At 47.2% G+C, this 12652-nt stretch carries 12 protein-coding genes; 11 read left to right on the top strand and 1 reads right to left on the bottom strand.

Annotated elements, in window-relative coordinates; translation table 11 throughout:
• Nucleotides 1-18 precede the first annotated feature (18 nt).
• The 6 genes from lepB to pgeF all read left to right on the top strand — a co-directional run bounded on the left by lepB (nt 19) and on the right by pgeF (nt 4809).
• Nucleotides 19-618 carry a signal peptidase I gene (lepB, locus tag BJR36_RS02750; protein WP_330387793.1) on the top strand — a complete coding sequence of 200 codons (600 nt, stop codon included), beginning with the start codon at nt 19-21 and terminating at the stop codon, nt 616-618.
• A gap of 10 nt (nt 619-628) precedes the next feature.
• A complete protein-coding gene (locus BJR36_RS02745) occupies nt 629-1384 on the top strand; it encodes a ribonuclease HII (protein WP_091229711.1) in 756 nt (251 codons plus the stop codon).
• 259 nt (nt 1385-1643) lie between these two features.
• Nucleotides 1644-3200: a flagellar hook-length control protein FliK gene (fliK, locus tag BJR36_RS02740; RefSeq protein WP_207648803.1), complete on the top strand. Its 1557-nt coding sequence runs from the start codon at nt 1644-1646 to the stop codon at nt 3198-3200.
• A 4-nt stretch (nt 3201-3204) separates the two neighbouring features.
• Nucleotides 3205-3549, top strand: a complete 345-nt coding sequence (locus BJR36_RS02735; protein ID WP_091229704.1) for an EscU/YscU/HrcU family type III secretion system export apparatus switch protein — start codon at nt 3205-3207, stop codon at nt 3547-3549.
• A complete protein-coding gene (locus BJR36_RS02730; protein ID WP_091229941.1) occupies nt 3542-3892 on the top strand; it encodes a YraN family protein in 351 nt (116 codons plus the stop codon). Before BJR36_RS02735 ends, BJR36_RS02730 begins: the two co-directional genes overlap by 8 nt.
• A 23-nt stretch (nt 3893-3915) precedes the next feature.
• Entirely contained in the window at nt 3916-4809 is an 894-nt protein-coding gene (gene pgeF / locus BJR36_RS02725) for a peptidoglycan editing factor PgeF (RefSeq protein ID WP_242875435.1), read from the top strand.
• An 84-nt stretch (nt 4810-4893) separates the two neighbouring features.
• On the opposite strand, the gene BJR36_RS02720 is transcribed toward pgeF, so the two are convergent.
• Nucleotides 4894-6072, bottom strand: a complete 1179-nt coding sequence (locus BJR36_RS02720; RefSeq protein ID WP_091229697.1) for a ribose-phosphate pyrophosphokinase — start codon at nt 6070-6072, stop codon at nt 4894-4896.
• Between the two features lie 406 nt (nt 6073-6478).
• Here BJR36_RS02720 and BJR36_RS02715 point away from each other — a divergent pair, with 406 nt between their 5' ends.
• The 5 genes from BJR36_RS02715 (at nt 6479) to BJR36_RS02695 (ending at nt 12608) form a co-directional block, all read left to right on the top strand.
• Nucleotides 6479-7789 (top strand): DUF512 domain-containing protein, encoded by a 1311-nt coding sequence (locus BJR36_RS02715; protein WP_091229694.1) that lies wholly within the window; start codon nt 6479-6481, stop codon nt 7787-7789.
• 47 nt (nt 7790-7836) lie between these two features.
• The gene (gene der / locus BJR36_RS02710) at nt 7837-9165 is read left to right on the top strand and encodes a ribosome biogenesis GTPase Der (RefSeq protein ID WP_091229692.1); all 1329 of its coding nucleotides are present in this window, start codon (nt 7837-7839) and stop codon (nt 9163-9165) included.
• Nucleotide 9166: 1 nt separating this feature from the next.
• On the top strand, nt 9167-9811 hold the full coding sequence (gene plsY / locus BJR36_RS02705; RefSeq protein ID WP_091229689.1) for a glycerol-3-phosphate 1-O-acyltransferase PlsY: 645 nt from the start codon (nt 9167-9169) through the stop codon (nt 9809-9811).
• A 28-nt stretch (nt 9812-9839) separates the two neighbouring features.
• The gene (locus tag BJR36_RS02700; protein ID WP_091229686.1) at nt 9840-10850 is read left to right on the top strand and encodes an NAD(P)H-dependent glycerol-3-phosphate dehydrogenase; all 1011 of its coding nucleotides are present in this window, start codon (nt 9840-9842) and stop codon (nt 10848-10850) included.
• A gap of 153 nt (nt 10851-11003) precedes the next feature.
• Entirely contained in the window at nt 11004-12608 is a 1605-nt protein-coding gene (locus BJR36_RS02695; protein WP_091229683.1) for an MBL fold metallo-hydrolase RNA specificity domain-containing protein, read from the top strand.
• Nucleotides 12609-12652: the final 44 nt, after the last annotated feature.

Below are 12652 nucleotides of genomic sequence, written 5' to 3'. Positions count from 1 at the left end.
TATACAGGGGGTCACGATATGAATAAGAAGAAAAACGATGAGAATTACGGGGAAGCAGGGAAAAATGCCGAAAAGATGTCTGTCGGCGGAGTATTCAGGGAACTTTTCAGCATGGTGCTTTATCTGGGCATCGTCCTTGTTCTGACATGGATTGTCGTAACCTATGTCGGGCAGAGGACCCAGGTAAGCGGATCCTCAATGGAATACACGCTCAGCGATAAGGATAACCTGATCGTAGACAAGATTTCATACAGGTTTTCCGAACCTGAACGATTTGATATTATAGTATTTCCTTTCGAACATGGGGGGGATATCTATTATATCAAAAGGATTATCGGCCTTCCGGGCGAAACGGTTCAGATTAAAGATGGCGTCATATATATTGATGGAAAGGAACTGGAAGAGTCCTACGGCAGGGAAGTGATGAAATCGGCCGGAGCTGCAGGCGAACCGATAGAGCTTGGAAAGGATGAGTATTTTGTTCTGGGAGATAACAGGAATGAAAGCTCGGACAGCAGGGATGACAGGGTCGGAAACGTAAACCGCGAAGACATAATCGGACGTGCATGGCTCAGGATATGGCCGATTGAAGGAATCGGAATTTTAAAACACCAGTAGAGTGATAGGTATGGAAAAGAAAATCAGCGAAATAAAAAAAGAATTTCAGGAAGCGGGGATTGAGAGGTTTCCGGATCTGATAGCAGAATATGAAGCGGATGGCAGGGCAGGAGTCAAATCCATCATAAGCGCATGCCAGAAACAGCTGCTCAGATTAGAAGAGGAAAAACACAGGATCGACTGCATGAAGGAGTATGAGAGGAAATACGGAGAATACCGCTATATATGCGGCATCGACGAAGCGGGAAGAGGTCCCCTTGCAGGGCCTGTTGTTGCCGGAGCCGTCATACTTCCAGAGGACTGTGATATACTTTACATCAACGATTCCAAGAAGCTCAGCGAAAAAAAGCGTGAAGAATTGTATGACATCATTATGGAAAAGGCTGTTGCTGTAGGGGTGGGATATGCCAGCCCCCAGAGGATTGATGAGATCAACATTTTGCAGGCGACCTATGAAGCCATGAAAAATGCCCTTAAGGAACTTGGCGTTCAGCCCGATATATTATTGAATGACGCAGTTACCATACCGGGAATCGAGATTTTGCAGGTGCCGATCATAAAAGGCGATGCAAAGAGCATTTCCATAGCGGCGGCCAGCATAATCGCTAAGGTGACAAGAGACCGCCTCATGAAGCAGTATGACGAAATCATGCCGGAATATGGATTCAGGGACCACAAGGGATATGGATCCCAGGCACACATGGAGGCCATCAGGGTACACGGGCCATCACCCATACACAGGAACACATTTTTAAAAAATCTTTGAGCATCCCTTTTTTGATCCAGGATCCGGATTTTATTAATTGAATACATGGCAGGGCTCAGTTCTGCCGGACAATGCTAATCCTAAGGGGTTAGCATTGTCTTTAGGCGAAAGAGGATGCCAAAGCAGTAAAGACAGGTGTCAAAGCCATAAAGACAGGTGCCAAAGCAGTAAAGACAGGTGCATGTATGCCAGGGAGGGCATAGATGCGCGGAGTCAGCCAGATGGAGAGAGCAGCATGAATATAGAGTATAGCAGAATAATGAATTTATTTAAGCCTGCAGAACAACAGGTTTCGGGCGGCAGGGAGAGCTCTGGCGTCATGAACGGGCTGGCCGCAGACAAGATTTTTGCAGGCGAGGTTATCGATATTCTCAATAACAGTGTGGTTATAGCCATGGAAGGCGGAAGAACCATCAGTGCAAGGCTGGAAGGAGCTGTCGATCTGTATATAGGACAGCGGATATCCTTTCAGGTGAAACAGAGCAGCAGGGAGCAGATCGTGATCAGCCCGGTCGCAGACTACAGGACGAATAATTCAGCTTTTATGCGGGTTTTGGAGGCTGCCGGCATACCTTCAGGCGAAAGGGCTCTGGAAATGGCAAAAGCCATGATGGAAAAGAAGATGCCGGTCGACATGCGCGCTGTGCAGGAAATGCACAGATCTGTTTCCGGATTTCCTGATTCTGATGTAAACAGTATAGTTTCAGTCCGGAAATTGGGCCTGCCGGTGACAGGGAAGAATCTGGAGTCTTTTGAACGATACAGGAATTATGAGCACAGGATTGCGATGGAGATAGAAAATCTGGCGGGAAAAATTCCGGAAATGCTTGAAAGCATGGGGGCTGGCGGCAGTTTTGATGGAAGCGGCAGCAACCAGGCTGGCATGATAGAAATGAACAGTAAGATTCTCGATATTTTTGGAGGATCCTTCCTTCCGGAGAATGAAGCAGAATCATGGAAGAAAGCAGGCGCTGAAACGGGCCTGGGAAGATTTCTGGAACCATCGGAAAGGGAAACGCTGGCTGGGAGGCTTGAAACGCTTGGAGTACCGGAAGGCATACGGGAACGGGTTGCAGGCGGCGGCATTTCGGAAAAAGAACTGCTGACGATCCTGAAAGCTTCCTGTCAAAAGTGGCAATCCGGACAGGCGGAATCAGAAACGGCCATGAAAATGGTGCTTGAGAACCTGTTCGGAAGCCCGGAATATGCAAAACTGCTCAAGGAAGGCATCAGGTCGTCATGGCTTGTAAGTCCCGGAGAGATAGCAGACGAGAAGGGCCTGGAAGAACTCTATGACAGACTGGACCGGCAGACGAAAAGCCTGAACCTGGTCATGGACCAGGCAGGGGGGCCGGCACGTGAGATTGCCAAACAGGCCGGGAGCCTCAGGGACAACCTGGATTTCATGAACCAGCTGAACCAGCTTTTCGCCTACATACAGATTCCCCTAAGGCTCAGAAACCAGACTGTCCACAGCGAGCTTTACGTCTATACGGACAAGAAAAAGCTGGCCCAGGGAGATGGAGATATAAGCATTCTGCTCCATCTGGACATGGATGCTCTGGGGTCTGTCGATATCCATGTTCAGATGTCGGGGAAAAACATGAACATGAGATTTTCTTTTGAGGACGGTGAATCTGCAAGGATCGTGAAGGAAAGCATTGGGCAGCTTGAAGGCCGCCTGGAAGCAAAGGGATACCATACAGACTTCAGCGTGGAGACAAGGGATAAGACAGCCGATTACAGAGAAGAATTTCTGGATCTCTGCTGTGGAGAGGGCAGCATGAAAAAATACGCCTTTGATGTAAGGATGTGAGCATATGAAGGAAAAGGCAGGAAAAAGAAGCTTTGAAGGATGGGGCAGTCAGGTGGAAAGCGTCAGCACGGGACAAGGAAAAACCAGGCAGGCAGTTGCCCTGGGGTATGATCCCGATGATCAGGCTCCCAAAATCATAGCAGCAGGACGGGGGATCCTTGCTGACAAGATCATCGAGAAGGCAAGGGAAGAGAACGTTCCGCTACACAAGGACGAAAAACTTGCAAAAACGCTAGGGAAACTTGAAATAGGAGATTTGATTCCGCCGGAGCTTTATGAGGCCGTTGCGGAAATACTCGTATTTGTTGATGATATGGACAGGATAAGGGGCAAGCTAAGTGATAAATAAGAGGACAGTTGGGAACGGCTATGAGGAAATGGCCGTGGAATATCTTGAAGGGCTGGGTTACAAAATAGAAGAGAGAAATTTCCGGTGCCGCAGCGGAGAAATCGATATCATAGCACGGCATGAGGGGTATCTGGTATTTGTTGAGGTCAAATACCGGTCAACCACGAAAAAAGGAACCCCGGAAGAATCCATCAACTGGAGAAAACAGCAGACGATCAGCCGGGTCGCGGATTTCTATATCTATTCCCACGGATTAAGGGCAGACAGGCCATACAGATTTGATGCGGTACTGATACAGGGAGCGGATATAAAAGTCATAAAAAATGCATTTGATCATGCATAAAGGGAGGGTTAATAATGGGTGACATGGAATTCAGCCGCAAAGAAGGCGGAAAACATATGGAATTAAGAATAGAAAAGGAGGTCCCCTTCCTTGTGTTTCCGGACATAGAGGAATCAGGTGCGGTAAAGCACGGCTTCTCCACCAGGCTCGGAGGGGTCAGCAGGGGAATATGGAGCACCATGAACCTGAGTTTTTCAAGAGGGGACCAGGAAGATGACGTCAGGGAGAATTTCAGGCGTATTTCGGAAGCCCTGGGCATGGAATGGAGAGACCTGGTATTTTCGGACCAGGTCCATCTCACGGAAATAAGGAAAGCGACTCTGGAAGACAGGGGAAAGGGAATTGTAAGGAATCCGGATTATGAGGGGATAGACGGGCTTATTACGGATGTGCCTGAGCTGCCCCTTGTCACGTTCTATGCGGACTGCGTTCCCCTCTTTTTTGTGGATCCGGTCAGGAAAGCCATAGGCCTTGCCCATTCGGGATGGAAGGGTACTGTAGGGAAAATTGGGAAAAGGACAGTGGAAGCCATGACAAGGGAGTTCGGTACGGCTCCGGAAGACCTCATAGCGGCCATAGGGCCTTCTATATGTGCGGACTGCTATGAGGTCAGCGAGGACGTGGCAGAAGCCTTCAGAGATGCCTTTACGGAGGAACAGTGCAGTCTTATTCTGACACATAAGGGAAATGGGAAATATCAGCTGGATTTATGGAAGGCAAATGAAATGATAATGCTGGAGGCGGGAATCAGACCGGAGAAGATCAGCGTTACTGATCTATGCACCTGCTGCAATCCGGAACTTCTCTTTTCCCACAGGGCGACGAAAGGAAAGCGCGGCAACCTGGCGGCCTTCCTGTGCCTGAAGGGGACGGAAAAAGAGGAAGAAAAACCGGACTGTGCGCACCATCCGGGATAACCGTTTTGATGAAATGAAAAAACCGGAAGCCATACGCAAACGGTGCGGCTTCCGGTTTTTTACGCTTTTGTATAGTTCGGTTTCTTAGTATTTTCCGGCTTTGTATTTTTCGAGAAGTGTATGGATCTTATCCGTTGGATTCAGTACGGCTCCGATTGAAGTGTCATGGTTCAGCGAATTGACGATAGTCGCAAGGAATTTAGACATATCCGCTTCAAGGTAGTAAGGCCTTGAGAGAAGCTCTGGAGTCCGGTAGATCAGGTTCGTGGTGATGACACGGCTTATAAGGCCGCTCTCGTAGTACTCGTCGAATTTCTCCAGACCGTCCGTAAAGAGGCCGAACGTCGTACAGATGAAAACGCGGTTCGCCTTCCGGGACTTAAGCTCTCTTGCCACGTCAAACATGCTTTCTCCGGAAGAAATCATGTCATCCAGAATGATCACATCCTTGCCTTCAACAGAAGATCCAAGGAATTCATGCTCTACGATCGGGTTCTTGCCGTTTACGATGGTAGAATAGTCCCTTCTTTTATAGAACATGCCCATATCGACGCCGAGGACATTGGCGAAATATACCGCTCTGTGCATAGCGCCTTCATCAGGGCTGATGACCATGAGGTGGTCATTGTCAAGCTTCAGGTCCTTTTCGGCACCAAGCAGGGCTTTCATAAGCTGGTAAGCCGGCACGAAATTATCGAATCCGTGAAGCGGAATTGCGTTCTGGACACGCGGATCATGTGCATCAAAAGTAATGATGGATGAAACCCCCATATCAGCCAATTCCTGAAGCGCCAGGGCGCAGTCAAGAGATTCGCGTTTCGTACGTTTGTGCTGTCTGCTTTCATATAAGAAAGGCATGATTACATTGATGCGGTGTGCTTTTCCTGTAGCTGCCGCAATAATACGTTTCAGATCCTGATAATGGTCGTCCGGGGACATGTGGTTCTGGCGGCCGTTGATGGAATAGGTAAGGCTGTAGTTGCATACATCAACCATGATGAATAAATCGTTTCCGCGGACTGATTCGTTGAAGACACCTTTTGCTTCGCCTGTTCCAAAACGTGGACAGGATGATTTCGCAATATAAGAATCTTCAGAGTAGCCTTTGAAAGCAAGTGTCGATTTATGTTCTAAGTCGCTTGTTTTTCTGAAATTAACGATGTACTCGTCTACTTTTTCAGCAAGATCCCTGCTGCCTTCAAGCACGGCAATCTTTAACGGTGCAACTGGAATTTTGTTTTTGAGAAGATCAAGATTTGGCATAATGGCCCTCCGATGTTTACTGTTTATATTTATGTTCCATATAAATTTATAACATCATGAAAGGGGAACGTCAAGAATATACAGCAAAAGAAAAATAAAAGTTGCATTTTATAGTTCCTTTTAGGAGGGAAAGAAGCATCTTTTCCATAAAAAAGGCCATCCTTCAGCGACAGCAGCTGAACAGTTGCATTTGCTTTTTATGTGTTATTTTAGTATTATATAATTATAAGCGGGCTATTCTGGATTGAGTTTCATCTGTTCCAGATAGCGTACATAAATTGCAGAACCAGCAATTAGGAGCATGAAAAAGCTGTATTTTTATGCAATGATGGTATGAAAATGATGCGGGATTCCGAATCGCTGCAATAGAAGTTACGATAATAATTTGAAAATAGGAGCACTATATATGAAAGAAAAAGGACATGTGATACAGAAAATCCAGCCGGGCAGCATAGCAGAAGAGATGGAGCTGGCGCCGGGGGACAGGCTGATTGCAATTAATAATAAAGAAATAGAAGATGTATTTGATTACCAGTATCTGGTCAATGACGATACCATTCTGCTCCTTGTACAGAAAGCGGACGGCGAAGAGTGGGAGCTGGAGATCGAAAAGGATTACGACGAGGATCTCGGCATTGAATTCGCAAACGGCCTCATGGACGAGTATAAATCCTGCCGGAATAAGTGCATGTTCTGCTTTATTGACCAGATGCCGGAAGGCATGAGGGAGACCCTGTATTTCAAGGATGACGATTCGAGGCTTTCCTTCCTTCAGGGCAACTATATCACGCTTACGAACATGTCCGACCGGGATATTGACAGGATCATCGAATACCGGCTGTCGCCGATCAATATTTCCTTCCATACCACCAATCCTGAACTGAGATGCAAAATGTTGAATAACCGCTTCGCAGGAGAGGCGCTTAAGAAGGTGGACAGGCTCAACGAGGCAGGAGTGGTCATGAACGGTCAGATTGTCCTTTGCAAAGGCGTTAACGACGGAGCAGAGCTTGACAGGAGTATAAGGGACATGGCGAAATACATCCCTAACCTGCAGAGCGTATCGATCGTGCCGGTAGGGCTTACCAAATTCAGGGACGGGCTGTATCCTCTGGAGCCGTTTACAAAAGAAGATGCGGTGGAGGTTCTGGAACTCATACACAGGTGGCAGAAGAAGCTTAAGGAAGAACACGGAATGAATTTCATACATGCAGGGGATGAATGGTATATCCTGGCAGGAATGGAGGTTCCGGAAGCAGAGACCTATGACGGATACCGCCAACTTGAAAACGGTGTGGGCATGGTAAGGCTTCTGAAGGACGAGGTGGAGGAAGAGCTTGCAGGCCTTGCAAGGGACGACAGGGAACGTCATGTTTCACTGGCTACAGGAGTTCTGGCATACGATATCATCAGAGAAATCCTGGAAAAGATACAGAAGCTGTTTCCGAATGTCAGGGTGGAATTATATAGAATAGAAAACAACTTCTTCGGAAGCAGGATCACGGTATCGGGACTGCTGACGGGAGGAGATCTCATCGAACAGCTTCAGGGAAAGGAACTGGGAACGAAACTCCTGCTCCCATGCAATGTTTTAAGGAGCGGGGAGGACGTGTTTTTGGACGACGTTACCCTTGAGGAACTTGAAAAGGCTTTACAAGTCTCGACAGATATTGTAAAATCAAGCGGGCACAATTTAGTACGGGCAATTTTGAATTAGAAGAAAAACCATTCAAGAGATAATCAGAAAGGTATGGTATAAATATCATGAGTAAACCAATAGTAGCAATAGTAGGCCGTCCTAATGTAGGAAAATCTACTTTATTCAACGCATTAGCGGGGGAAATGATTTCCATCGTTAAGGATACGCCGGGAGTAACAAGAGACAGGATCTATGCAGACGTAAACTGGCTCAATATGCAGTTCACGCTGATCGATACGGGCGGTATCGAGCCGGAAAGCAAGGATGTAATCCTTTCACAGATGAGGGAGCAGGCGGAGATCGCGATTGAAACCGCTGACGTCATCGTATTCCTGACGGATGTGAGACAGGGTCTTATAGATTCTGATGCAAAAGTCGCAGACATGCTCCGAAGATCGAATAAACCGGTTGTCCTTGTCGTAAACAAGGTAGACAGCTTCGAAAAGCTCATGCCGGACGTGTATGAATTCTATAACCTCGGAATCGGAGAACCGGTGCCTATTTCAGCGGCTTCGCGTCTTGGAATCGGCGATATGCTTGATGAAATAACGAAGCATTTCAAACCTGAACAGCTTCAGGAAGAAGAAGACGACCGTCCGCGAATTGCGATTGTTGGAAAGCCTAATGTAGGAAAATCCTCGATCGTCAATAAGCTTCTTGGAGAGAACAGGGTCATCGTATCGGACATCGCCGGAACAACAAGGGATGCCGTAGATACGGAAGTCAAATATCACGGCAGAGAATATATCTTTATCGATACTGCAGGATTAAGGCGTAAAAGCAAGATCAAGGAAGAGCTTGAACGCTACAGCATTATCCGTACGGTATCGGCGGTTGAACGTGCCGACGTAGTTGTCATTGTGATTGATGCAGTTGAAGGAATAACCGAGCAGGATGCAAAAATTGCAGGTATTGCCCATGAAAGAGGCAAGGGTATCGTAATCGCAGTCAACAAATGGGATGCCATTGAAAAGAACGACAAGACAATATACCAGTTTACAAATAAAGTAAGGGAAGTACTTGCCTACATGCCATATGCTGAAATCATATTCGTTTCTGCTTTGACAGGCCAGAGGCTTAACAAGCTCTACGAAGTGATCGACGTGGTAATAGAAAACCGTTCCATGAGAATTGCAACGGGAGTGCTTAACGAAATCCTGACAGAAGCAGTTGCTCTTCAGCAGCCGCCTTCAGATAAGGGAAAAAGGCTTAAACTTTACTATATGACCCAAGTTTCAGTAAAACCGCCTACATTTGTCATCTTTGTAAATGACAAAGAACTGATGCATTTTTCCTACACCAGGTATATAGAGAATAAAATCAGGGAAGCCTTCGGATTCCGGGGTACTTCTTTGAAATTCATTACCAGGGAGCGAAAGGAAAAGGATCAGTAAGATGGAACGTATAGTTTGTTTGGCAATAGGATATGCATTTGGTTTATTCCAGACGGGTTATATTTATGGAAGGCTGCAGCACATTGATATAAGGGATTTCGGAAGCGGCAATGCAGGCACAACCAATGCACTCAGAACTTTAGGACCCAAGGCAGGGTTGATCACCTTTCTTGGAGATCTGTTTAAAACGATTTTTGCAGTTGTTGCGGCAAGAATGATTTTCGGTGAATCACATCCGGACATGCTTCCGCTTCTCGGATTCTACGCCGGTTTTGGAGCGGTACTCGGACACAATTATCCTTTTTACCTGAAATTCAGGGGAGGCAAGGGAATTGCAGCGACAGGAGGCATTATCCTGTCATTCAACTGGGTTCTGGCCCTGCTGGGATTTCTGACCTTTGTGATTACGGTTGCAAAGACAAGATATGTGTCTCTCGGGTCACTGATCATGATAGGCGGCTTCCTGGTGGAAATGATCATAATGGGACAGATGGGATACCTGGGGCGGATGAGCCAGCCCCATCTCTATGAGCTTTATACAATTGGGGCAGTGCTGACAGGCCTTGCATTTTATAAGCACAGGGCGAATATTTCCAGACTCAGGGCTGGAACTGAAAACAAGCTTTCATTCAGCAGGAAGAAATAGAAAAATCAGGAAATGAGGTGTCATTCATATGGCAAATGTAAGCGTAATCGGAGCGGGCAGCTGGGGAACAGCACTAGCATTACTTTTACACAATAACGGACATCAGGTGACCATATGGTCGATTGTGGAGTCTGAGGTAAAGATGCTTGATGAGGAAAGGGAACACAAGGACAAGCTCCCTGGTGTCAGGCTTCCAATGGAGATGAAGATCACCGGAAATCTGGAAGAGGCGATTGAAGGAAAAGACCTTATGGTGCTTGCAGTACCTTCAACCTTTACAAGAAGCACGGCCAGGCTGATGGCACCCTATGTAAAAGAGGGGCAGATTATCGTTAATGTTGCGAAAGGGATAGAGGAGAAGACTTTATTTACGCTCAGCGACATTATTGAAGAGGAGATACCGCAGGCAGACGTGGCAGTGCTTTCAGGCCCAAGCCATGCTGAGGAGGTCGGAAGGGGCATTCCGACGACCTGCGTTGTGGGTGCAAGAACCCAGAGGGTTGCGGAATATATACAGAATACGTTCATGAATGAAGCTTTCCGCGTATACACCAGCCCTGATATTCTTGGTATAGAATTGGGCGGTGCACTCAAGAATGTCATAGCCCTGGCTGCAGGGATTGCGGACGGACTCGGTTATGGCGACAATACGAAAGCAGCCCTCATTACAAGGGGAATGGCTGAAATCAGCAGGCTTGGAATTGCAATGGGCGGAAAAAGGGAGACCTTTTACGGCCTTTCAGGAATGGGCGACCTTATTGTGACCTGCGCCAGCATGCACAGCAGGAACAGGCGTGCCGGAATCCTGATTGGCAAGGGCTACTCCATGGAAGAAGCGATGAAGGAAGTCAAGATGGTAGTCGAGGGCGTATTTTCCGCAAAGGCGGCCATGGGACTTTCAAAGAAATATGATATCCAGCTGCCGATTATCGAACAGGTCAACAAAGTGCTTTTTGAAGGAAAACCTGCAGATGAGGCAGTTAAGGAGCTCATGCTCCGCGATAAGAAAATCGAACACTCGGATATCCCGTGGGAATAGATATTGAATGGCCCGGCCGCAAGGCGGACAGTTTTTTTGAAGGGATGCAATATTGAAAAACAGCTCCCTGTCAGTTTAACAAGGTTATAATTGACAGGGGCTTTTTGCATAATATTTTCGACTAGGTCATGTCGACAACAAGGAGGTAGTTTTATGAAGCTTACATTTTTAGGAGCTACACATGAAGTTACAGGCAGCAGCTTTTACCTCGAGGCGTGCGGAAAGCATATCCTCATCGATTGCGGTATGGAGCAGGGTGCGAATATTTTCGTCAACCAGACCCTCGCAATCGATGCAGAAGATGTGGATGCTGTGTTTCTGACACATGCCCATATCGACCATTCCGGAAAACTCCCGCTTCTGTATGCGAAGGGCTTCCGTGGAGAAATTCATGCCACAGGTGCGACTTCCGCACTGTGCAACATCATGCTCCAGGATTCGGCCCACATACAGATGTTTGAAGCGGAATGGAAGAACAAAAAGGGAAAACGTGCCGGAAAACCTGAAGTTGAACCCCTCTATAATATGGATGATGCGCTTGGAGCGATCGGTCTTTTCCGGTCTCATGAATACCATGTGATAGAGGACATTTTTGATGGAGTCAGGATCCGTTTCACTGACGTCGGCCACCTGCTTGGTTCATCAAGCATAGAAATATGGCTGACGGAAAACGGCATAACCAGGAAAATCGTGTTTTCGGGAGATATTGGGAACAAGGACCAGCCAATCATAAAAGAACCGCAGTATGTGGATGAGGCTGATTATGTAGTCATGGAGTCCACATACGGCGACCGGAATCATGAGGAAAGGCAGGATTTTGTCACCGAACTCAGCGAGATCATCCAGAATACCTTTGACCGCGGCGGAAACGTTGTAATACCATCCTTTGCCGTCGGACGAACCCAGGAGCTTTTGTATTTCATCAGAAAGATCAAAGAAGAAAAGCGGGTCGTTGGATACGGGGACTTTACGGTTTACGTGGACAGTCCACTTGCAAATGAAGCTACCCAGATATTCAGCAACAATGTAAGGGGCTACTATGATGACGAGGCGCTTGAGCTGTTAAATAAAGGGATAAATCCTCTTTCTTTTCCGGGACTGAAGACGACCATCTCTGCTGATGAATCACGAGCCATAAACTTTGATAAGAATCCTAAAATCATAATCTCTGCCAGCGGCATGTGCGAGGCGGGCCGGATCAGGCACCATCTGAAGCACAACCTGTGGAGAGAGGAGAGCACCATACTGTTTGTCGGATTCCAGGCAGGGGGAACCCTTGGAAGAATTATTGTTGACGGAGCCGCTGAAGTCAAACTGTTCGGTGAACCCATAAAGGTGAACGCAGAAATCAGGAAACTGAACGGAATAAGCGGCCATGCCGATAAAGACGGCCTGATATACTGGATAAACCAGTTTAAGGAAAAACCCAAAAAGGTCTTTATAGTTCATGGAGAGGATGCGGTATGTACTTCGTTTGCTGAGCTGCTCCGGGACGAGTACGGATATGATACCATGGCTCCTTACAGCGGAACGGAATATGACCTGGCAGCGGATGTCCTGATCAAAGAAGGAATACCTGTCCAGATCGAACAGATCATGCTCCCTGCAAGAAAGAGGGCAGTTACCGTATTCGACCATCTTGTGGAGGCTGGAGAGCGTCTCATGCGTGTCATCAGGCACAATGAGGGGGGAACCAACAAGGATCTCGCAAAATTCACGAGCCAGATCAATTCGCTGACTGACAAGTGGGACAGATAATTTGATTTTGCTGTTCGCGCTGTGAACAGTTACGATCCGATGGC

Source organism: Anaerobium acetethylicum (assembly GCF_900096945.1).
GTDB classification, from domain to species: Bacteria; Bacillota; Clostridia; order Lachnospirales; family Lachnospiraceae; genus Anaerobium; species Anaerobium acetethylicum.
This window is presented reverse-complemented; position numbering and strand designations above follow the sequence as displayed.

Bases quoted from the DNA above. Each gene is read 5' to 3' on its own strand.
- BJR36_RS02715 (WP_091229694.1), top strand. From the start codon at position 6,479: ATGAAAGAAAAAGGACATGTGATACAGAAAATCCAGCCGGGCAGCATA.
- der (WP_091229692.1), top strand. From the start codon at position 7,837: ATGAGTAAACCAATAGTAGCAATAGTAGGCCGTCCTAATGTAGGAAAA.
- BJR36_RS02695 (WP_091229683.1), top strand. From the start codon at position 11,004: ATGAAGCTTACATTTTTAGGAGCTACACATGAAGTTACAGGCAGCAGC.
- fliK (WP_207648803.1), top strand. From the start codon at position 1,644: ATGAATTTATTTAAGCCTGCAGAACAACAGGTTTCGGGCGGCAGGGAG.
- BJR36_RS02700 (WP_091229686.1), top strand. From the start codon at position 9,840: ATGGCAAATGTAAGCGTAATCGGAGCGGGCAGCTGGGGAACAGCACTA.
- pgeF (WP_242875435.1), top strand. From the start codon at position 3,916: ATGGAATTCAGCCGCAAAGAAGGCGGAAAACATATGGAATTAAGAATA.
- BJR36_RS02735 (WP_091229704.1), top strand. From the start codon at position 3,205: ATGAAGGAAAAGGCAGGAAAAAGAAGCTTTGAAGGATGGGGCAGTCAG.
- plsY (WP_091229689.1), top strand. From the start codon at position 9,167: ATGGAACGTATAGTTTGTTTGGCAATAGGATATGCATTTGGTTTATTC.
- BJR36_RS02745 (WP_091229711.1), top strand. From the start codon at position 629: ATGGAAAAGAAAATCAGCGAAATAAAAAAAGAATTTCAGGAAGCGGGG.
- lepB (WP_330387793.1), top strand. From the start codon at position 19: ATGAATAAGAAGAAAAACGATGAGAATTACGGGGAAGCAGGGAAAAAT.
- BJR36_RS02720 (WP_091229697.1), bottom strand. From the start codon at position 6,072: ATGCCAAATCTTGATCTTCTCAAAAACAAAATTCCAGTTGCACCGTTA.